The sequence below is a fragment of the Persicitalea jodogahamensis genome (assembly GCF_014651615.1).
Classification (GTDB): domain Bacteria; phylum Bacteroidota; class Bacteroidia; order Cytophagales; family Spirosomataceae; genus Persicitalea; species Persicitalea jodogahamensis.
The window spans coordinates 286,271-308,029 of record NZ_BMXF01000002.1 but is presented as its reverse complement, the minus strand read 5'-3'; the positions used below and the strand labels follow the sequence as shown (position 1 = coordinate 308,029).

General features: G+C 53.4%; 14 protein-coding genes and 1 tRNA gene. 10 read left to right on the top strand and 5 right to left on the bottom strand.

All coding sequences use genetic code 11. The annotated features are described in order from the left end of the window. Positions 1 to 134: 134 nt before the first annotated feature. Positions 135 to 1,520 (bottom strand): MATE family efflux transporter, encoded by a 1,386-nt coding sequence (locus IE117_RS11375; RefSeq protein ID WP_189564541.1) that lies wholly within the window; start codon positions 1,518 to 1,520, stop codon positions 135 to 137. 322 nt (positions 1,521 to 1,842) lie between these two features. Continuing rightward, the gene (locus IE117_RS11370; protein ID WP_189564540.1) at positions 1,843 to 3,222 is read right to left on the bottom strand and encodes an MATE family efflux transporter; all 1,380 of its coding nucleotides are present in this window, start codon (positions 3,220 to 3,222) and stop codon (positions 1,843 to 1,845) included. A 205-nt stretch (positions 3,223 to 3,427) separates the two neighbouring features. Here IE117_RS11370 and hflX point away from each other — a divergent pair, with 205 nt between their 5' ends. The 4 genes from hflX (at position 3,428) to IE117_RS11350 (ending at position 6,624) form a co-directional block, all read left to right on the top strand. Then, on the top strand, positions 3,428 to 4,687 hold the full coding sequence (gene hflX / locus IE117_RS11365; RefSeq protein ID WP_189564539.1) for a GTPase HflX: 1,260 nt from the start codon (positions 3,428 to 3,430) through the stop codon (positions 4,685 to 4,687). Between the two features lie 53 nt (positions 4,688 to 4,740). Further along, a tRNA-Arg gene (locus tag IE117_RS11360) sits at positions 4,741 to 4,812 on the top strand. A gap of 133 nt (positions 4,813 to 4,945) precedes the next feature. After that, positions 4,946 to 5,779, top strand: a complete 834-nt coding sequence (locus IE117_RS11355) for a HipA family kinase (RefSeq protein ID WP_189565404.1) — start codon at positions 4,946 to 4,948, stop codon at positions 5,777 to 5,779. Continuing rightward, positions 5,776 to 6,624: a DUF3037 domain-containing protein gene (locus IE117_RS11350; protein ID WP_189564538.1), complete on the top strand. Its 849-nt coding sequence runs from the start codon at positions 5,776 to 5,778 to the stop codon at positions 6,622 to 6,624. Before IE117_RS11355 ends, IE117_RS11350 begins: the two co-directional genes overlap by 4 nt. Before the next feature lie 113 nt (positions 6,625 to 6,737). On the opposite strand, the gene IE117_RS11345 is transcribed toward IE117_RS11350, so the two are convergent. Beyond that, positions 6,738 to 7,745, bottom strand: coding sequence for a YpdA family putative bacillithiol disulfide reductase (locus IE117_RS11345; protein ID WP_189564537.1), 1,008 nt, complete (start codon positions 7,743 to 7,745; stop codon positions 6,738 to 6,740). A gap of 108 nt (positions 7,746 to 7,853) precedes the next feature. Between IE117_RS11345 and IE117_RS11340 the strand changes: the two genes are divergently transcribed. Next, the gene (locus IE117_RS11340) at positions 7,854 to 8,909 is read left to right on the top strand and encodes an aminodeoxychorismate synthase component I (protein ID WP_189564536.1); all 1,056 of its coding nucleotides are present in this window, start codon (positions 7,854 to 7,856) and stop codon (positions 8,907 to 8,909) included. Further along, a complete protein-coding gene (locus IE117_RS11335; RefSeq protein WP_189564535.1) occupies positions 8,851 to 9,465 on the top strand; it encodes an aminotransferase class IV in 615 nt (204 codons plus the stop codon). Before IE117_RS11340 ends, IE117_RS11335 begins: the two co-directional genes overlap by 59 nt. 117 nt (positions 9,466 to 9,582) lie before the next feature. On the opposite strand, the gene IE117_RS11330 is transcribed toward IE117_RS11335, so the two are convergent. Further along, positions 9,583 to 13,965 carry an SdrD B-like domain-containing protein gene (locus IE117_RS11330; protein WP_189564534.1) on the bottom strand — a complete coding sequence of 1,461 codons (4,383 nt, stop codon included), beginning with the start codon at positions 13,963 to 13,965 and terminating at the stop codon, positions 9,583 to 9,585. A gap of 116 nt (positions 13,966 to 14,081) precedes the next feature. Continuing rightward, positions 14,082 to 14,402 carry an IS1/IS1595 family N-terminal zinc-binding domain-containing protein gene (locus IE117_RS11325; protein WP_189564533.1) on the bottom strand — a complete coding sequence of 107 codons (321 nt, stop codon included), beginning with the start codon at positions 14,400 to 14,402 and terminating at the stop codon, positions 14,082 to 14,084. Between the two features lie 173 nt (positions 14,403 to 14,575). On the opposite strand from IE117_RS11325, the gene priA reads away from it, so the two are divergent. The 4 genes from priA (at position 14,576) to IE117_RS11305 (ending at position 21,612) form a co-directional block, all read left to right on the top strand. After that, positions 14,576 to 17,083, top strand: a complete 2,508-nt coding sequence (gene priA, locus IE117_RS11320) for a replication restart helicase PriA (protein ID WP_189565342.1) — start codon at positions 14,576 to 14,578, stop codon at positions 17,081 to 17,083. Positions 17,084 to 17,179: 96 nt separating this feature from the next. Then, positions 17,180 to 18,616: a pyruvate kinase gene (gene pyk, locus IE117_RS11315; RefSeq protein WP_189564532.1), complete on the top strand. Its 1,437-nt coding sequence runs from the start codon at positions 17,180 to 17,182 to the stop codon at positions 18,614 to 18,616. A 308-nt stretch (positions 18,617 to 18,924) separates the two neighbouring features. Further along, positions 18,925 to 19,842 carry a 3-keto-disaccharide hydrolase gene (locus IE117_RS11310; protein ID WP_189564531.1) on the top strand — a complete coding sequence of 306 codons (918 nt, stop codon included), beginning with the start codon at positions 18,925 to 18,927 and terminating at the stop codon, positions 19,840 to 19,842. A 126-nt stretch (positions 19,843 to 19,968) separates the two neighbouring features. Further along, positions 19,969 to 21,612: a TldD/PmbA family protein gene (locus tag IE117_RS11305; RefSeq protein ID WP_189564530.1), complete on the top strand. Its 1,644-nt coding sequence runs from the start codon at positions 19,969 to 19,971 to the stop codon at positions 21,610 to 21,612. The last annotated feature ends 147 nt before the right edge of the window (positions 21,613 to 21,759 follow it).

Below are 21,759 nucleotides of genomic sequence, written 5' to 3'. Positions count from 1 at the left end.
AACCTGATGGCCAGACGATTTCGTCCTGCCCTTGAATCACTGACACAAAAGTAGGGGGAAAAGATTGGCCGTTCTGTGACAATTATCACGCAGGCTAAGACTTCAACTAAACCGATCAATACTAGGTGCGTCCGTCATACCTGGGTTTGGCGCCATCGCCCGCGCCGGAAGGCTACAATTCCTAAAACAGCCAGTAGTGTCTCCCCGGCGGGCACGGAAACAAACACCCCGATCGGGCCCCATTCAAGTACCAAACCCAGCAGGTAGGCCAGCGGAATCTGGACCAGCCAATAGCAAATCAGGTTGAGGTAGATGGGTGTTCGGGTATCGCCCGCGCCGTTCATGGACTGCACGACCACCATGCCGTAGGCGAAGGCTCCGTAGCCCAAGCAAAGTACCCGCAGGGTGGTGACGCCCGTCTGCACCACGGCCGGTTCCGTGCTGAACCAGCCGACAATGGGTTCAGCGGCGATAAAAAATAACGCAGCCACACCCAGCAGGAACCACATGTTGAGCTTGGCCGTGCGCCAAACGGAACTTTCAGCGCGGTCGGGTTGGTCGGCTCCGAGGTTTTGGCCCACCAGCGTGGCGGCGGCATTGGCCATGCCCCAGGAAGGTAGCAGAGTGAAAATGATAATCCGGATAGCAATCGTGTAGCCCGCCACCACATCACTGCCAAATTCGGCCAGGATGCGCGTCAGGAAAATCCAGCTCGCCGAAGAGATCAGGAATTGACCCGTGCCACCTGCCGAAATATTCAGGATGTTTTGGATAATTTTCCAGTCGGGCGTAAAATCCAACCACTTTATGGAAACCGACTTTTTGGTATTGTATAAAAAGTACAACTGGTACCCTACACCCACCGAGCGGCCAATGGTAGTTGCCACCGCCGCCCCCGTTACGCCCATTTCGGGAAAGAAACTGATGCCAAAGATGAACAGCGGGTCGAGTATCATGTTGAGCCCATTCGCGATCCACAGCGATCGCATGGCCGCCGAGGCTGAACCCGCCCCGCGCAACGCCCCGCTCAGTGAGTACAGCAGCACGATGACCGGACTACTGAGAAACGAAATCTGCGCGTAGCGCGTCCCGACGGCAATCACCTCGGGATCGGCCCCCATGAGTTGCAGCACATCCCCGGCAAAATAGGTGCCGAAGCCCGCCATGACCACCGAAACGCCCACGGAAATGAGTATCACCTGCCCGATGGCCTTCCCGGCCTGGGCGGGGCTACCCTCCCCCACGCGCCGCGCCACGATAGCCGTGGCGGCGGTACTTAGCCCGATGGCCACGGAGTAAATGAGCGTAATAACCGATTCCGTCAGGCCGACCGTCGCCACGGCTTCGGTGCTGACTTGCGAGACGAAGAAAACGTCAACCACCGCGAAGAGCGATTCCATGACCATCTCGAGGATCATCGGAACAGCCAGCAGAAAAATAGCGCGGTCGATGCTGCCGCTGGTATAGCTCTGTTCGGAGCCATCCAGGGCCGCTCGGAGCAGTTTTAGGTACTTTTTCAAAATTTCAGGAGGATTGTAAGCGGGTTTTATTTCTTGAATAGGCAAAAGGTACGACGCTCCCATTTGGACACAGGCTGCGTCAGTATTTCTGTTTATTTAAGAAGGAAAACCTGATTTTGGATAGAAAATAGTACCCGGCTTTTTGCAGAAAAAGCGCTATGGTACTGGCAGGAAGACCGATGGGGATCGGCTTGCGGGCAGGCTGAACGGAGACAGCCTAGACCCAAGTGAGGAACTTCATGGGCTTGGAAATTTTGACAAAGCTAGAAAAAATATTCTGTCAATGATTAAATTCCATCATAATTATCTAACCATTAACAGATTAAACTTGTGACATTTTCCACTCACCGCTTCGGAATACCAGTATACTGAGAATAGCCAGTAGTGATTCCCCGATGGGGATGGAGGCAAACACACCGATGGCCCCGTATTGCTGGCCCAGCAAATATGCCAGCGGGATTTCGGCCAACCAAAAACAGATGAGGTTGAGATAAAGGGGGGTCTGGGTATCGCCCGCGCCGTTGATAGACTGGATAATAACGATTCCGTAGCCGTAAAAGCCGTAGCCCAGGCAGAAAATCCGCAAAGCGGAGACGCCTGTATTCAATACCGCCGCGTTGCTGCTGAACCAGCCGATGACCGTTTCGGCCTGGAAGAAAAGAACGACGGCAATTACGAGCAAAAACCACATGTTGCAGCGAGCCGTACGCCATACCGACACGGCGGCCCGGCCCGGCTGCTGTGCGCCCAGATTCTGACCGACCAGCGTGGCGGCGGCATTGGCCATGCCCCAGGATGGCAGCAGGGTAAAAATAAAAATCCGGATGGCGATGGTGTATCCCGCCACTACCTCGCTGCCAAAACCCGCCACGATGCGGGTCAGGAAAATCCAGCTGGCCGACGCGATGAGTAACTGTCCCGTTCCACCCACCGCCAGGTTGAGCAGTCGGCTTAGGTAGGTGCGGTCGGGTATCAGGTCCGACCATTGGACCGAAATCTTTCTTTGGCTGGCGTACAGAAAGTACAGCTGATACCCCACGCCCGATGTCCAGCCAATCGCCGAAGCGACCGCCGCTCCGGTAATTCCCATTTCGGGAAAGGGGCCGAGACCGAAAATGAAGAGCGGGTCCAAAAGGATGTTGATGCCATTGGCAATCCACAGCGACCGCATGGCCGCCGAAGCCGCCCCCGCCCCGCGCAACGAACCGCACAGCGCGTACATCAGCACAATGACCGGGCTGCTCAGGAATTCGATTTGGGCAAACCGGGTGCCTACCGCAATGACTCTCTCCTCGGCTCCCATGAGGCGCAACAAATCTCCGGCGTAGTGCCAGCCCGCTACCACCAATGCGGCGGAAAAAACCAGCGCAATGAGAATGACCTGCCCGACTACCATTCCGGCCTGCCGGGGCTCTCCTTCGCCTATCCGCCGCGCCACCAGGGCACTGGCCGCCACCCCAAGACCAATCGCCATCGCGTCGACGAGCATCACTACGGTGGCGGTCAGCCCGACGGTGACTACCGCTTCGGTGCTGAGCAGGGAGGCGAAGAAGATATCCACCACCGCGAAAAGCGACTCCATCCCCATTTCCAGTACCATCGGCACTGCCAGCAGGAAGATGGCGCGGTCGATGCTACCGCTGACGTAGCTCTGCCGGGAACCGTTGAGTGACAGCTTGAGAAGTTTGAACCATTCTTTCAAAACGTTGGGTTTGCGTTAAGGGAATGATCTAAAGTACCGGGCTTGGCGGGCAATGCCTAGGAATCAGCCGCCGACTTAGTGAACGGTCATCAGAACTAATCCGACGAAGAAGAGGTTATTTTCTGCTTGCCGAATGCTTTTTCGTACATGCTTCTGCAGGAAATAACCAAATAGATAAGACCTAACCATTTAACAGCTGATAGCTTTGGTAGATAAAAGAGCAACCAATTCCACCGAGAAAAAACAGGAAACCGCCGTGCTGGTGGCCGTGAGCCCCCAAAAGCAAAGCGCGGCTCAAACCCAGGAATACCTCGACGAACTGGCCTTTCTGGTGTCGACGCTGGGTGTGGAAACTACCCATACCTTTACGCAAAACCTGGAAAAGCCCGAGTCACGCACCTACGTGGGAAGTGGCAAATTGCAGGAAATCAAGACGTTCATCGCCGCCGAACCCGTGGACATGGTGATTTTCGATGATGACCTGTCGCCCTCGCAAGTACGCAATCTGGAAGCGGCGTTTGAGGAACACGAAATTAAAGTACTGGACCGCAGCCTGCTGATTCTGGACATTTTCGCGATGCGCGCCAAGACCGCCCAGGCCAAAACGCAGGTCGAGCTGGCCCAGTACCAGTATGTGTATCCACGCCTGACCCGCATGTGGACGCACCTTAGTAAGCAGAAAGGCGGCGTCGGGATGCGCGGACCCGGTGAGAAAGAACTCGAAACCGACCGCCGGATTATCAACGACCGGATCTCTTTGCTGAAAGAAAAGCTGCGCAAGATCGACCGCCAAAGTACCACGCGCCGCAAGGAGCGTGACCGTCTGGTGCGCGTGGCGCTGGTGGGCTACACCAACGTGGGGAAGTCCACGCTGATGCGCCGCCTGGCCAAGGCAGACGTGTTTGCCGAGAACAAACTCTTCGCCACCGTGGACTCGACCGTGCGAAAGGTCTCGGTCGGGAATATTCCGTACCTGCTGACCGATACGGTGGGCTTTATCCGGAAACTACCCACGACGCTGATCGAATCCTTTAAATCCACGCTGGACGAAGTACGTGAGGCCGACATTTTGGTCCACGTCGTGGATATTTCGCATCCGGGCTTTGAGGAACAAATGGAGGTAGTCAGCAGCACGCTGGCTGAAATCGGCGCGGCCGACAAGCCGACCATTATCGTTTTCAACAAAATCGACCTCTACGAGCAACCCGAAGAAACGCAAGACGAGCAAGACTGGCAGGAAGTGACTGAAGACACAAAGCGCCTACCGATGGACGCTCTTATCGAGCAACTTCGCAAGAGCTACCACGCCAGCAAAGCCGAACACGTAGTGTTTGTTTCGGCGGAACATAACGAGAATATGGCCGAGCTGCGCCGCCACCTCGCCGACCTCGTTCGCGACAAGCATTTCCTGATCTATCCCAACTGGCTCGACGTGGGCTACTACGACGAAGAATACGCTGAATAGCGAAGTTTTGGTGAGTCAACGAAAATTACCGAAATTCGCGGGCTAATTCACCAGACCCCGTAGTTCAACGGATAGAATAGAAGTTTCCTAAACTTTAGATGTGGGTTCGATTCCCGCCGGGGTCACGTTTTTTGAATCCCCTGCAAGAATGTCTCTTGCAGGGGATTATTTTATGGCTTTTATATTTTCGATACTGCTTTTTTTTCACAAAAGTTTATATTACCGGTTTTATATTCTTTTTATTACAAAAAATGATGGATGCTGAAAATTACAGATGAGGGCTACTCGTTGCCTGTTATCCACGCCTTAGCCAGCTTTAGAACCTTATCAAGCGGATCGACCGAGCCGATGCTCGTGAGCGGTGTAGACGAAATCACTGGCGCGCGGGGTCAATATGTGGTCAAATTTATGAAAGCCCCTAGGATGAGTACTAAGGCGGCCTGTTGTGAACTGCTCGGTGCCTGGATTGGCAAAGAGTTGGATATGACTGTTGCCGAGCCTGCCGTTATTCGAGTTAGTGCAGAATTTGCGGACACACTTGCTGGGCAGGGTAGCTATAAAAATGTCGCAAACAGCGTTGGGCTAAATTTTGGCACTATGTATGAGGCTGGGTACTCCTCTATAATTACTTCAAGCATATCGTCCGGTAGTCGACTATTTGATCAAGCCAAAGACGTTCTGGCCCTCGACACCTACTTGTCAAATGCTGACAGAGGATCTGCCAAGCCAAATTTGCTAACGAACGGGAATCACTTTTTTTTATTTGACCATGAGTTGGCCTTCTCATTCACATCCTTGCTCTCATTTTTGAGGAATGCCACTCCTTGGATGCTAAACGACTCAGAAAAAGATATGTGCAGAAAACACTGTCTATACGTATCACTAAAAGATAACGTTGTTGATTTCAAGGGATTTGTGGATGAATTTTCGAGAATCAATGATTATTTTTGGGAGAGGGTAGAGTACTTTATTCCTGCCGCCTGGCTTAGTGAGCAAAAAGATTTTCTCAATGATGTTAAAATGCATTCGCAGGCCATAAACGCTCACAAGAAAGAGTTTTCCGACAGCTTAACTAACGTTCTGATCGCATGAAAAAATATCAATATCAACTACTCAGATACGTTCACGACCAGTTTACGGAAGAATTCGTGAATGTGGGCATCGTAATGTATGCGCCCGATGCGGTGTTTCTGCAAACCAGAATGCTTCATAAGTTTAGCCGGATCACCTCCTTTTTCCCGGGTGCCAACGGACGCCACCTTATTCAATCATTGCGCCGATTTGAGCAAGAAATTAGCCGGGTAGCCTCTGAATGCTTTGAGCTATTCAAGCCTTCGGAGGATTTAAGCCAGATTACATGTAAAATCCTACCGCCGGACGATAGCGCCCTGGTACTTACCGAAGTACATTACGGTATAGATTTGGATCTTAAAGCGGCGCTTTCCGGTTTGTATGAGGATTTAGTAGAAAAGTACCTTGACCAAAATACGGCTCTATCTCTTACCAACGAGGAAGTTTGGAAACAGAAGTATAAGGCTTACTTCGATAAATACAGAATTACCGAAAAGCTGGTCGAGCACAATGTCGTCACAAAAAACGACACCTTCATTTTTGACAAATCTTGGAAAAACGAGATTTGGCACTGCTACCAACCTTTGTCTTTCGATTTGCAAAACGCTGAAGCTATAAAAATGAAAGCATATCGATGGTCTGGGAAACTGAAGGAAATCAGTACTACATCCGAAAGCATTCACCTTACGTTCTTAACTACTTTGCCCAAGGCTGACAAATCTTTGAAGGAGTTTATTATCGATGCCTTGAATTGGGATCATGGTGACCTGAAGATTGATGTGATATTGGACTCCGACGCCGAAAAACTGGCGCAACATATAAGTTACCAGTTACAGGAGCACGAGGATAAAGTTACCGATTTATAGACGTAAACCCCACTCGCCCAAGTATTGCTAAAAAACCACACATCTTCTATCCCCAATCTAAAATGAGAACTACGTCTCATTTTAATACGGGAGTGTGTAGTATGTCATCAACCCTAAATCCTGTCAATCAACTCCGGCACCTTCCTCACTTCACGCCCCGTGAGGTGATCGGCGATCGCGGCGGCATGGTCGCGTCCATTTTCGATAAATACTTTTTCAGTACGGACGCCCGCCATGACCGTGCCGCAAAGGTACAGGCCCGGCACGTTAGTTTCAAAGGTTTCGGGGTCGTAGGTCGGTATTTTCGTGACGGTGTCGAGTTCCACGCCACAGCGACGCAGCAGGGCTTCGTCGGGCAGGTACCCCACGAGCAGAAATACGAAGTTGGCGGGTAGCCATTGCTGCTCGCCCGTCAGGGTACTTTCCACCAAAACCTGGTCGGGCTCGATGGCCTTGACGACGCTGTCGAACATGGTGTTGATCTTGCCTTCCTTCACGCGGTTTTTTACGTCGGGAACAAGCCAGTACTTCACCGTTTTACGGAAATCGTCGTCTTTATGGACAATAGTCACGTTTACATCGTGGCGGTAGAGTTCCAGCGCGGCTTCCACAGCGGAGTTGGAGCCTCCCACGATAATTACATTGGTGTAAGAATATTTGAATGGCTCGTCGTAGTAGTGCGACACGTGTGGCAGATCTTCTCCGGGGATATCCAGCATGCGCGGGAAATCGAAATAGCCCGTGGCCAGCACTACATTTTTGGCCTGGAAAGTGCGCCCGTCGGTGGTAAAAACGAAGAAAGTACCATCCTCCTGCCGCTCCGTGCGATCCACTTCCACAAATAACTCAAAGTTAAGATGGTAGTAGCCTGCCACCTTCCGGTAATATTGCAAGGCCTCGTCGCGGTTGGCTTTCACGCCCGAAATGGGAAACGGAATGCCACCGATCTCGATATTTTCGGCGGTGGAGAAAAACCGCATACGTTTGGGGTAGCGACGGATGGACTCCGTAACGCTACCTTTTTCCAAAATCAGGTGATCCAGCCCGCTTTTGGCGGCTTCGATGCCCATCGCCAGGCCACAGGGGCCACCACCGATGATAATAACGTCGTGTAAATGCATGATTTTTTGCTCAAAATTCCACTACGCAACACCTTGTACGTGCGAATGGTTTCTGAACTTTGTGCAAAACCGGACTGTTAAAAATCGTTCTCTCAACTGATCCGTCCCTTGTTTTTTCCTCCGTCCAGTTCCACTGAATCTTTCGTAAACCACCTGAACGCGTGGGGACGAGCGGGCATCCCGTTTCTATTCCTGATCGACTTTGCGGGCAAAGTACCCCTTGCCTGGCGTATGGATGAAGTCGATCCGGCCCGGTTGCGGTTCAATCTCAACGGCATCACTAACGACCCCGCCGATGACAGCCCGTTGCCCACTTTACCGCCTTATCATTTTAAAAAGTACCCTCTTTCACTCGAGGCGTATCGGCCAAGATTCGACTATGTGTTGAAGAATATTCAGCGCGGCAATTCTTTTTTGGTCAATTTATCGGCCCCGACCCCCGTCGAGACTAGTTTGTCGTTGCTGGATATTTACCGGCACAGCCGTGCGCCGTTCCGCTTCTGGTTTCGCGATAAGTTCGTTTGTTTCTCTCCCGAGGCTTTTGTCCGGATCAAGAATAACCGCATCTCGTCCTTTCCCATGAAAGGCACGATCTCGGCACACATTCCCGACGCCGGGCGGATCATTCTGGCCGATGTCAAGGAGGCGGCCGAGCATGCCACCATTGTCGACCTGATCCGTAATGATCTGAGCATGGTCGCTGAAAAGGTTTGGGTCGAGCGTTATCGCTATCTCGACAAGGTCACCACCCACGAGCGTTCACTTTTGCAAGTCAGTTCGGAAATAGCGGGTTTGCTGCCGGACAACTTTGCCGGAGCTTACGGAGACTTACTTGTGAAACTACTTCCCGCCGGGTCGATCAGCGGTGCTCCCAAGCCCTCTACCCTCCGTATCATTCAGGAAGCCGAGGGATACGACCGCGGCTACTACACCGGCATTATGGGTAGTTTTGACGGCGAAGTATTTGAAAGTGCAGTCATGATTCGGTACCTCGAGCAACAGAACGAAAATCTGGTTTTCAAGAGCGGCGGAGGGATCACTGCCCGCAGTAGCGCCGAGGGCGAGTATCAGGAATTAATCGATAAAGTGTACCTTCCTTTTAGTGATGAATCAACCCCAGCTTTGCTTCGAGACGATTTGCGTCCATCAGCGGAAATTCAGTGAGCGGCTTCCCTACCACGAAGCACGGATGAACCGGACCCGGCAGCTATTGTGGCGCGCGCAGGAGCCTCTGGCTTTGAAGGATTATCTCGAAATACCCCATTCGGTGAACGACGGCAAGCACAAATGCCGGATTACCTACGGCGCGGAAATAGTAAACATCGAATGGGAGAAGTACCAGCCCCGTACCATTGGTAGTTTACGGGTGGTGAAAGCGGACGGTCTGGATTATGCTCACAAGTACAAAGACCGTCAGGCGCTCAATTCTTTATATGATCAGCGGGGTAGTTGTGATGATGTGCTTATAATGAGGCAGGGCTTTATTACCGATACCAGCTACGCCAATATTGCGCTGTTCGATGGGGCCGGATGGTACACGCCGGAGCACCCTCTTCTGGCGGGAACGCAACGTGCCTATCTATTGGACCAAGAGATCATCAAGCCCAGAGCCATTCGCGCTGATGACATACCTGCTTACGTTCACCTCCGGCTATTCAATGCCATGCTTCCCTGGGAAGAAGGTCCAACGTTGGAAATCGAAAGGTTGTTTTTTGAATAAAACGAGGGTAAGGACCTTTCAAAGAACCGTAAAATTGCCTAAAAAAAGACCTAACTCTCTACAAAAAATGGGTCCTCAAAAGCAGGGACCCATTTTTTGTAGTTGCTGAAAAACCACTTACATCTTCTTTACCCTTTTCACTGAAACAGGAACGCACACAACCGGACACTGGCAATCGACCGGGCCAAGTGAAACGAACAGATCCAGGAAACAGCCCGCCTCATTGAATACCCGCATGGTAAACGGCGTATCGACTGCCGGACTTGCCCAGTCTGAGCCAAAGTTGCCATCCTTTGGTACTGCGGCGGCGGTAGAAAAGGTAGCATCACCCGAGTAATCAGCATCTTGCACCAGATCATATCGCATGGGCGCCTGAATGCCCGAAAGGGTCATGATGCCATTGGCCAATGGGATTCCGTCGTTACAGGTAGGCGGGGTAATGCTCAAAAACCCAATCGGCATAGGCTGTATCACAAATTTCACGGAGGCCGTGTCCGCACAACCACTCTGATTGCTGGCGGTCAAAACGTAGGTCGTGCTCTCGTCGACCTGCATACCATTCGTAACGGGTATAACAGCACCACTCGCGCTACCCAGATGCCAGACCGGGTTAACCAGATTGGCATAGCCGGGGATATAGCTCGTCAGGTTGACGGCAGTTGCATTACAAAACGTAGCGACGGTATCCCGCAAGGCCAAAGCCGCACTGCGGACAATGCGCATGGCTGCCGCACTTGTACAAACACCTTCCCTTAGTTTCACTTCATATACGCCATTCGCAGTAAAGCCACTTACCGAATTCTGAACATTATTGATTTCGATGGGGGCCGCATTGTTGAACTCAGTGAACCACTCCTGTCCCAGGCCGATGGGCGGAGCCTGTACCTGGGAGGTAGGTTCGCAAATACCGACGGATGCCAGGGGTAGCTGCGGCGGAACCAATTCTTCCAAAACATCCAATGTATCAGCAACAGAAGAACATCCGTCTGCTGCCAGGCCGGTTAAAATGTATCTCCCGGACTTGCTGACGGAAATTACGGAATCCGTACTGGTAAAATTATCGGGTCCTGTCCATAGGTAGGCGATATCACTGGCATCGGATGTGGCCGTCAGGGTCACCGAGCGTTGCGTACAGGTCAAAATTCCATTGGCCAGAGCCGTGAGGGTAGCCGAAGGTACTTTTATGAACTGAACTGTGGCCGTGTCAGTGCAACCGAACCTATTGGCGGCAATCAGCACGTAGGTGGTACTCTGTTCAAAGGTGATTCCATTGATATCGGTAACTGTTGCGCCAGTAGCACTGCCCAGGTGCCACGTCTGGCCGGTGAGGGTATCGTAGCCGGGGATGTAGTCGGGCAGGTTGACCGTCACGGATGCGCAAAGGGTGACACTGGAATCTTTGAGAGCCAAAGATGGATTACGGGTAATTTTCAGCGAGTCGGAGCTAATACAAATGCCTTCCCGCAATCTTATATGGTACGTTCCGTTCGCGGACAGGCCACTGGCTGTGTTTGCCACCGTGTCGACAGCTACTGTTACGGGATTGAAAGCACTCACGAGCCACTCCTGCCCCTTCCCGATGGCAGGTAGTTGCACGGAGGTGAGGGGCTCACAAATGACGAGTTCGGGAGTTGGAAGGGCGGGAGGTAGTTCCTCTTCTACAACGATTACCGTATCAGGGGACGAGACACAGCCTTGCGCCGAAGTACCAACTACAACGTAAGTACCCGGCACACTGACCGGCGCAATGGAGTCGGTGCTGACATGGTTACCGGGCCCTGTCCACGAGAAAGAAGCAATACTCATGCTTGATCTGGCTTTCAGATTGACGATGCGCTGGGTGCAATTCAGCGTTCCGTCCACAGTCGCCACTACCACCGGAATTGGGCCGATCGTGACGGTGCCGTTGTCCACGCCCAGTACCGCCGTATCCCTGGTCAGCAGCAGCGCACATACTACATACGAAGCGGAGTCTCTGGTTGCATTGACCGGGAAAATCACGTTGGGTAAGGTCGCCAGCCCCGTTCCGTCAGGCGCCACCTTGCCGAGCACCGTTCCTGAATTGAGCTTTTCGTCAATGGTACCAGGAATATTATCGTATAGGACAAACGCCACGCTATCCCCGGGGAGGACGCTTGCGGCCTGCGCAATCAGCACTGTCACTTCTCCTGAACATATCCGAATCGAGTCGGTTACCAGCTCAATTTTCGATGCCGGACCAAAACCGTAGTCGTAGGTATGGTCGTTCTGACCAATACCGCCTGAAGTTACCTCAATTTTCACATAAGGCTCCTCGGCCAGGGCGGCAGCCAAACGGCCATTCTTCGCACCGGGTCCGGGAGCAGCACCAGGGATCACCAGTATACCGTCCGAATCGGCAACCGGGTCACCGATATTGGGCGGGGCAGGCTGCAGGCTATCGGTAGTAATGGCGGGCTGAAGCATGCTTATCCGCACCTCGTATTTATGATTAAATTCCACTCCTCCGGGTACGTTGGCATTCGTAAAGTAGTACTCACCTTTGGCATTCGTAGTGTCGCTGGCAACCTGGGAAAAGCCATTTTCAGCGTCGTGCAGCGTCAGGATAATTCCTTCGACGCCCGGTTCACCCGCATCCTGCACACCGTTACGGTTCCGATCGAGCCAAACGCGATTGCCGATCTCGACGGGGGCGGCGTTGCAGGCCGCCACGATATCGCCCAGGCCCGCCGACTTACCGAAAGTCCCGACGTAATCCTGGTCGTACACCACAAACTCGCGAACCACACGGCCCGCCATCGCGCCACTATTGCGGTAGGCCTGCCAGCCTGAGGCAAGGTAAACACTGTTATCGTCTGTGCTGAGCGGGTCCATGGCAGTGGAGATGACTTCATCGGAGCCGGGCACCAAGGCCAGAGAACCATTATTGATTTCGCCGTGGGCCACTTTACCGTAAAAAACCCATTCGTCCCCGCAGTAGAACTCGCCGCCGCCCGGCCCTTCGTCATTGCCCGTGCCGCAGCCCGTCTCATCCCCAACCATTCCGTTGAACTCCAGGGTATAAGTACCATCGGCGTTCAGGCCGGCCCGCATCAGATCGCCGCCACTGAAGCCCGTGTACACATTGCCAGCGGTGCTGCTCCCGCCGTAGTTGTCACGGCCCGACTGGTGACCGAACCGGTCCATGATACCCAGAATCATATCGCCGTTCACGTCGAATTCAAGGTCGGAAATGATCGGTTGAGGATTCAGGACAAAGCTGCCGTTGCAAGGCGCCGGAAAGGCATCGTCCCAGGTACTCCAGTAATTGCGCACGCAACCGACCGACATGTCCGGAGAGCCTCTTTTGAATGAAAAAGGAAAAGAAAGTACCTGTGTAAAGGTGGGGTTGGTTTCCTTCGGATCAAATTTGTACACGATGCCCCTGAGCTTTGCCGTATCCCCGCTCGTCTCGCCCGAACATACAGTCCCCACGTAGATATCGCCCCGGTAACCTTTCAGCGCCCAGGGCCGGAAATCCCCGGGATCGGCACAGTTGTTGGGAATGGTGAAGGCGCGAACGCTATCCCGGGTTGGCGTGTTGAGATTTCCGCTCACATACAGGCTGTACACCTTGCGATCATTCAGGTTGCTGAGGAAAATCCGCTCCCCGCTCTCATCGACGGCCAGGGCCCCCAAGCTAAGTTTTCCGATTTTTCGTAAGGCGACAGTGTCCAGGCTGGGATCTCTGAAGTCGGCCGATAAACCTATATGCGGGTCGTCGCCGGTGTCGATGCCCAGGGTTTTCACATCAATGAAAGGAGTCGATATTCCGGTAAGGTAGTTGGTAAGGTAAAGCCCTCCCGTGCCCAGCGGGCCAAAACCAGCGTGACGTTTGAGAATGGCCGATGTTACAAATTTCTTGCTTCTCATGTGGTATAGCACGCCCCAAATAGCGCCGACTTCTTTGACCAGGCCCAGCGGTGTGGCCGGAAAGTTGGCGGGGCCAGTCAGGCCCGAGGCTTCGTAAGGAAAACTAACCAGAGCGACCTGGTCGCCCGCGTTTCCACCCGCATTGGGGTCGCCATTGATGAAACAGGAAGTGACGATGACCGGAGACCGCGTGTCGCAGTATTCAGCAGGATAGAAAATGCCAAAGGAGATCCGGTCGTTGGGCGCCTGCACGAATTGCAGGCTTGTGCCGCTTTCCGCGCCATAAGGCCCGCTATAATTCATTTTTCCCAGATCATAAAATTCCAGTTTGACCTGGCTGCCTGCCGGAATCTGGGTGGCATTGAACGAAAACACGCCTTGTTCGTCCGTCGTGGACAGCAGGGGAGTTGAACTGTTGCCAACATAGGCCCGGACTTTTACGTCACTGGCCCCGATCTCATTGGGATTGACCGATGTGCGGGTGCCGCTCCCATCGAAGTCGCGGTACACGACGCCGCTAATCTGGGCGTAGGCGGGAAGATGAAACAGTGAGGCTGAAAATAGCAAAAGGAGCGCAATGCGCCTGGTGGTGGAGTAATGAGAGGACATTCAAGAAGTAGTAAAGTATAACGAAGAGGAATATGCATGCTATCAAATCACAGATATGTGATAGTGGTAAACATGTAATGCTCGATTTGCAAAATTGATGCCAAAAACGCTGTCCCTCAGCTTGATTCACCTGATTTGGAATCTGCCTTTCCGAAATCGGGCACTTCACCAGAAATCCCCTTCTCACCCGAAAGATTTTTAGTGAAATCCAGCACCCAGGGGAGGCTGACACCCAACACCCGACTAATAGCCCGCATAGACAAACCCTCCCTGAAAAGACGGGCGGCCAGCTCTCTATCCTTTTGGCTTACAATCTTTTGCTGAGGATTTTCCACAAAATTTCGGCCGCAGGTCTTGCAATAATAGTTTTGTTTACCGTTGTGGATATGCCCGTTCTTCTTTATATCTCCTGAACCACAACGTGGGCATTTTTCCATTCTTCATATTTGTCTCAATAATCGTATTAACCGGTTGGTGTATAGTCTTATTTCGAGCATGGCGCGCGTTTCAGTGTCAGAAGTGCAGCAATTTCCCTGCCATTTTTGATCAGGCGACTATCTAAATGTTCCTTAACTTGCAGCATTATCCCGATACCGCGGTTCCCACCCAAATGCTTGTCCAGAATACCCTCCCATTCGAAGAAGAAAGCACGGTCTTTGCCGACTTGATTCTGCCCGTTCCCATCCCTAAACTGTTCACCTACCGGGTGTCCCGGGCAATGAGCGGCTTGATTAAAGTCGGTGCCCGAGTCATCGTACAGTTTGGGAAAAACCGGGTGATCACGGCCGTAGTCGGCAAACTGCACCACACGCCGCCCGCGAACTACCAGGCCAAATACGTGCTGGAACTCCTTGACGAAGAGCCCCTGGTAATGGCCAGCCAACTGGAGCTATTCCGCTGGATGGCCGACTACTACCTGTGTACCATCGGTGAGGTGATGAACGTGGCCCTACCGTCGGGTTTGAAGATCACGAGCCAGTCGAAAGTGCAGTTCAACCCTGACTTCGACTACGCCGAACTGCTTACGGAAGAAGAAGTGGGCTTGCTGGAAGAAATAAAAAAGCACAAATCCCTTTCATACGACGAAGTGGCCCGGCTAACGGAGGGCGTAAACGTCAATGCCGTCATCAAGTCGCTGGTAGGAAAACGGGCGGTGATTCTCTTCGAGCAGGTCAAGGAAAAGTACAAGCCCAAAATATCCCGCAAAGTACGCCTGACGGAAAGCTACGCTTCGGCAGCAGGCGTGAATGGGCTGATGAAAGAGCTGGAAAGACAACCCAAGCAGCAGGAAGTCCTGCTGCGCTACCTGAGCTTTGTCCCCGTCCAAAGCAACGCCGGGCTGAATCAGAAGGGCCTGGAGAAAGCAGCCTTTACGCAGGACGACAACTCTTCAAACTCTTCGCTTCAGACTTTACTGAAAAACGGGGTATTCGAGCAGTTCGAGGTCACGGTGTCGCGCTTCGCCGACCTTCCCGAGGCACCCGCGGCGGTCATCAATCTCAGCGAAAGTCAGCAGGGGGCCATACGGCAGATTCAGGACCATTTTCAGGATAAGGAAGTGGTACTTCTGCACGGCATCACGGGCAGCGGCAAAACGGAGGTGTATATCCACATGATCAAGCAGGCGCTCGAAAGCGGTACGCAGGTACTTTTCCTGTTGCCCGAAATCGCCCTGACGACCCAGATCGTAGTGCGGCTGCGCAAAGTGTTCGGCGACAAGATGGGTATCTACCACTCCAAATTCTCCGACAACGAGCGCGTGGAAGTATGGAAAGGCATCATCGAAGGAAAATTTCAGTTTGTCGTCGGGGTACGGTCGGCGGTGTTTTTACCCTTTACCAATCTGGGCCTGATCATCGTCGACGAGGAACACGAGACGTCCTACAAACAATTTGACCCCGCGCCCCGCTATCACGCCCGCGACGTGGCCGTGGTGATGGCTTACATGCACCACGGCAAGGTAGTTCTCGGCTCGGCCACGCCTTCCCTCGAAAGCTACTACCACGCGCAGCATGGCCGCTATGGCCTGGTGGAGATGTTTGAGCGCTACGGCGATGCGGCTTTGCCGGAGTTCCTGCTGGTGGATATCAAGGAAGAGAAGAAATCGCGCAAGATGAAGAACGAGTTTTCGTCGGTGATGCTGAACTACATGCAGTACAACCTCGAACACAACGAGCAGACGATTCTTTTCCAGAATCGTCGCGGCTACTCTCCTTACATTCAGTGTGAGGAGTGCGACTGGATTGCCCAATGCAACAACTGCGACGTGAGCCTGACCTACCACATGAAGGTGGCCGAGCTGCGTTGCCACTACTGCGGTCATAAAGAACAAGTACCCCGCACCTGCCCCAACTGCGGCTCGCCAAAAGTGAAGACCATGGGCTTCGGCACCGAAAAGATCGAGGATGAGCTGCACCTGATTTATCCCAATGCCCGCGTGCAGCGCATGGATATGGACACGACCCGCGCCAAAAACGCCTACCAGCAGATCATTCAGGATTTCGAAAACGAGCAGATCGACATCCTGGTCGGTACCCAGATGGTCAGCAAAGGGCTGGATTTTGGCAACGTGAGCGTTGTCGGCATTTTTGACGCCGACCGCATGATTCACTTCCCCGAGTTCCGGGCATCGGAGCGGGCCTTTCAGATGCTCACGCAAGTGAGCGGGCGAGCGGGTCGTCGGGCGGGCAAGCCCGGCAAGGTGTTGATCCAAACCCACAACCCGGGCCAGGAAATTTTGAGGTGGGTGATCAGGAACGATTACCGCACGATGTACAACACCGAAATTAGCGAGCGGGAGGAGTACAACTACCCGCCGTTCAGCCGCCTTATCAAGCTGATTGTCAAGCATACCGACCGCGACACGGCCCAGCGGGCCGCTACCACCCTTGCCGAATTACTGCTCACCGAACTTGGCCAAAGTCGCGTGCTGGGCCCCGAACCGCCGCTGGTCGAGCGGGTCCGAAATCAGTATTTGTTCAACATTCTCATTAAACTTGAAAGGGAAAAGATTAATTTTAAGGCCGTAAAGTCATTCATCCAGGAAAAAGTCACCGACATTCTCACCGATAAAACGCTGAAAAACGTGAACGTGGTGGTGGATGTCGATTCAATGTAAATTCCAATTTGGAATTAGTGAATTTGGAATGTCGGAATACTCATACCTTCCTTCTTATTCCGACATTCACTAATTCCGACATTCACTAATTAATTCATGTCCCAAAAGAAAACCAAAATCGTCGCCACCGTTGGCCCCACATCAGAAAGTAAGGAACAGTTGCTGGCACTGGCCCGGGCCGGGGTCAATGTCTTTCGCCTGAATTTCTCGCATGGCAGTCACGCCGACCACCTCGAACGGCTGAACCGCATCCGCGAAATCAACGAAGAGCACGACATGAATCTCTGCGTATTGCAGGATTTGCAGGGCCCGAAGATCCGTATCGGCAACGTAGCTGAGAAGGATGGCGTCCTGATCACGGCCGGTCAAAGGCTGGTGCTGACCAATGTCGAGGTACTTGGTACCGCCGAAAAAGTGAGCACGCCGTACGACGGCATGTACAACGACGTCCGCATTGGCGACCGCATTCTGATGGACGACGGCAAACTGGAAGTGAAGGTGACGGGCATTGAGGATAGCGACGTAGTGACTGAAGTCGTATACGGTGGCTATCTCAAATCCAAAAAAGGCGTCAACCTGCCCAATACGCAGGTGTCGATGCCTTCCGTGACTGAGAAGGATTACGAAGATCTGGACTTCGGCCTGGAACACGGTGTTGAATGGATCGCGCTGTCGTTTGTCCGCCGTGCGTCGGACATCCAGGAAGTGAAAGATTACATTAAGTCCAAAGGCAAGGAAGTACGCGTGGTCGCCAAACTGGAAAAACCAGAGGCGATCAGGAACATTGACGAGATTATCGCCGCCACCGACGCCGTAATGGTGGCACGGGGCGATCTGGGCGTGGAAATGCCCGCCGAGGAAGTGCCGATGATCCAGAAGATGATCGTGGAGAAATGCAACCGGGCGGGCAAGCCCGTGATCGTGGCGACGCAGATGCTGGAAAGCATGATCGAAAGCCCGCGCCCAACCCGCGCCGAGGTCAACGACGTGGCCAATTCCGTCCTCGACGGAGCCGACGCCGTGATGTTGAGTGCCGAAACCGCTTCGGGAAAGTACCCGCTGCTGGCCGTGCAGAGCATGACCAAAACCATTGAGCAGGTCGAGAAGACGGGCGCTGTGTACTATAAGTGGCACACGCATGTCAACCAGAATCCCAGCGAGGATCAACTGAACGACAACGTGGTGATGAGCGCCTGCCGCCTGGCCCGCGACACCGAAGCGAAAGCCATCATCGGCATTACCCGCTCGGGCTACACGTCATTCCGGCTGTCGCACCACCGCCCTAAGGCCAACCTCCTGATTTTTACCTCCAACCGCCGCCTGATGAACACATTGGGACTGTACTGGGGTACCCAATGCCATTACTACGAAGCCGATGAGGAAGCTTCTACCGACGAACTTATCAACGACATTAAACAACTCCTTGTCGAACGCGGTGAATTATCCTCGGGTGATGTGTTTATCAATACACTGAGCATGCCCATTTCCAAGCATCGTAAGACGAATGCCTTGAAGCTGAGCGTGGTGGAATAAATTTCCGAGTTCCAAAGTATCTAAGTACCTGAGTAAAAAATACTCAGGTACTTTCTTTTTATACGCCCCAATAAGTACTATCCTCCCGGCTGCGCGGCGGCTTTCAACAGGATAGGGCATTGTGCCAGCAAAGCGCTGTCTGCCCCAATGGAAAGAAGCTGGGGTGATTCTTCTCAGCCGCCGAACCTAGGCCTTCTTTGCAAAGTACCCTCATTCGCACAGCTGTGTGTCTGCACAGACAGTAGTATTTTGTCCAAATCACCTTCTCGAAGGAAAATCCGACGCAGCAAAACCAACTACCGACTACCATGAGAAATCTGCTATCCGCCCTGCTCCTTGTTTGTCTGACCACAGGTATGGCCCGGGCCCAGTCCAATGCCCCCAAAGCCAGCGATTGGATTCAACTCTTCAACGGCAAAGACCTTACCGGCTGGGATGTCAAAATCGCGGGCTACGCCATGAACGACAACTATAAAAATACGTTTCGGGCCGAAGACGGGATGATTCGGGTGATGTACGATGGCTACGACCGCTTCGACGGACGCTACGGGCACCTGTACTACAAGCAGCCTTACTCTCATTATAAATTGAAGTTCGAGTACCGTTTTCTGGGCGATCAGTTGCCGGGCGGTGATAGTTGGAACGTCCGCAACAGCGGCGTGATGCTGCACTCCGAACCCGCCTGGAACCTGGGTAAAGACCAGACCTTCCCCGTGTCGCTGGAAATGCAGCTACTGGGTGGACTCGGCAGCGGCGAACGGCACACCGGCAACCTTTGTTCGCCGGGTACTATCGCCGATGTCAATGGCAAACTCAACATGGCCCACTGCATCGATGCCGCTTCCAAAACTTACAACGGCGACGTCTGGGTGAAAGGCGAAGCCATCGTGTACGGCGACTCGATCATCCACCATCTCATCGACGGCGACACCGTGCTGACCTACACCCACACGCGTGTCGGCGGAGGATTTACCAGTACCAAAAACGATAGCTTCGAAGTGGCGCACTTCACGCCCGAAAGCGCTGCCGCCTGGCGCAAACTGGACAACACCCCGCTCAGTGAAGGGTACATCGCCCTGCAAAGCGAAAGCCACGCGATCGACTTTCGTAAAATTGAACTCCTGCCCCTGAAAGGCTGCATGGACCCGAAAGCATCTAACTTCAAAAACTACTACGAAATTTCGGACAAAGGGGCTTGCGAGTACGGAAAAGGGAAGAAGAAATAGTTAGCACAACAAAATGTTTGGCGTTCTCAGTGCAAAGCGGCATTTTTGCTAAGTTTTGACACAGTACCCGTATGTACTGTCTCCGATCGTGCAACGTCCTAGTAGCTAACAACCCAACACCAAAAAATGCAACGTAGAAAATTCATGCAACTTTCCGGCCTGACGGCGGGCGCGGCCATGCTGCCGTTTGGCCTGGTCATGGGCCGCGAAGTCGATGCCGCCCAATTGCTGGAACCCGCCGCCGACGCGGCCGCGAAGAAAAAAATGGCCGACATTGCCCTCAACGCTGCCCGCAGCAAAGGCGCCACCTACACCGATGTCCGCATCGGCAGGTACCTGCAGCAGTTCCTGTTCACCCGCGAGATGAAGGTGCAGAACGTCACCAACGCCGAGTCGTATGGGATTGGCGTGCGCGTGATCGCCAACGGTACCTGGGGATTTTCGGCCACCAGCGACGTGACGCCCGACGGCATCGCCAAATGCGCCGAAACCGCGGTGGCCATCGCCAAGGCCAACTCCAAAATTCAGACTGAACCCGTGATTCTGGCCGCGCAGAAAGGCGTGGGCGAAGTCGCCTGGAAAACGCCTTTGACCAAAAATGCCTTTGAGATTCCGGTCAAGGAAAAAATTGATCTGCTGATGAAGGTCAACGGCGCGGCGATGCAAAACGGCGCGGGCTTCGTGACGTCCAACCTCTTTTTTGTTAACGAACAAAAGTACTTCGCCTCCACCGACGGCTCTTACATCGATCAGGATATCCACCGGATCTGGCCCACCTTCACCGTGACGGCCATCGACAAAGCTGCCGGAAAATTCAAAACCCGCGACGCCATCAGTTCGCCGATGGGCATGGGCTACGAGTACCTCGACGGGCTGGCTTCCGAGAAGATCCCCGGCCCCAACGGTCTGGTCGGCTACCGGAACTCCTACGACATGGTGGAAGATGCCACCAACGCCGCCAAGCAGGCGAAGGAGAAAATCGGGGCCAAGTCGGTCACGGCGGGCAAGTACGACCTCGTGCTGGACCCCAACCACCTCGGCCTGACGATCCACGAGTCCGTCGGTCACCCGCTGGAACTCGACCGCGTGCTGGGCTACGAGGCCAACTACGCCGGCACCAGCTTCGCCACGCTCGACAAGTGGAAGGCGGGCGATTTCAACTACGGCAGCAAGGAGGTTACCATCGTGGCCGACCGACTTCAGCCGCATACGCTCGGCAAAGTCGGCTACGACGACGAAGGCGTTCCCAGCAAAGAATGGAACCTCATTAAAGATGGCGTTTTGGTAAACTACCAGGCCATCCGCGACCAGGTGCATATCATCGGTGAGAAGGAGTCGCAGGGTTGCTGCTACGCCGATAGCTGGGATTCGGTGCAGTTCCAGCGCATGCCCAATGTATCACTGAAAGCAGGTACCGAGAAGCGCAGCGTGATGGACATGATCAAAGGCGTGGACAAGGGGATTTACATCATCGGGCGTGGCTCCTACTCCATCGACCAGCAGCGCTACAACTTCCAGTTTGGCGGGCAGCTTTTCTACGAAATCAAAAACGGTGAGATCGTAGGCATGCTCGACGACGTGGCCTACCAGTCCAACACCCAGGAATTCTGGAACTCCTGCGCCCAGCGCTGCGACCAGGACGACTACCGCACCTTCGGCTCGTTCTTCGACGGCAAAGGCCAACCCTCCCAGGTCAGTGCCGTCTCCCACGGCAGTGCCACCACGCGGTTCAACGGGGTGAATGTGATCAACACGGGAAGGAAGATATAGTTGACAGTGGAAAGAATAAGGGCAGGAAGGAAAAGTTGTCTTCGATTAAAGCACCCGGTATAGGTGAAACATTTGTAGAAACTACCTACCCAAGACCACATTAGACGCCGTGGGGTCACACAATACTCTACTTTTCCATTACTATAA

Bases quoted from the DNA above. Each gene is read 5' to 3' on its own strand.
- IE117_RS11355 (WP_189565404.1), top strand. From the start codon at position 4,946: ATGCTGAAAATTACAGATGAGGGCTACTCGTTGCCTGTTATCCACGCC.
- IE117_RS11350 (WP_189564538.1), top strand. From the start codon at position 5,776: ATGAAAAAATATCAATATCAACTACTCAGATACGTTCACGACCAGTTT.
- IE117_RS11345 (WP_189564537.1), bottom strand. From the start codon at position 7,745: ATGCATTTACACGACGTTATTATCATCGGTGGTGGCCCCTGTGGCCTG.
- IE117_RS11335 (WP_189564535.1), top strand. From the start codon at position 8,851: ATGAATCAACCCCAGCTTTGCTTCGAGACGATTTGCGTCCATCAGCGG.
- IE117_RS11330 (WP_189564534.1), bottom strand. From the start codon at position 13,965: ATGTCCTCTCATTACTCCACCACCAGGCGCATTGCGCTCCTTTTGCTA.
- IE117_RS11325 (WP_189564533.1), bottom strand. From the start codon at position 14,402: ATGGAAAAATGCCCACGTTGTGGTTCAGGAGATATAAAGAAGAACGGG.
- priA (WP_189565342.1), top strand. From the start codon at position 14,576: ATGCTTGTCCAGAATACCCTCCCATTCGAAGAAGAAAGCACGGTCTTT.
- pyk (WP_189564532.1), top strand. From the start codon at position 17,180: ATGTCCCAAAAGAAAACCAAAATCGTCGCCACCGTTGGCCCCACATCA.
- IE117_RS11310 (WP_189564531.1), top strand. From the start codon at position 18,925: ATGAGAAATCTGCTATCCGCCCTGCTCCTTGTTTGTCTGACCACAGGT.
- IE117_RS11305 (WP_189564530.1), top strand. From the start codon at position 19,969: ATGCAACGTAGAAAATTCATGCAACTTTCCGGCCTGACGGCGGGCGCG.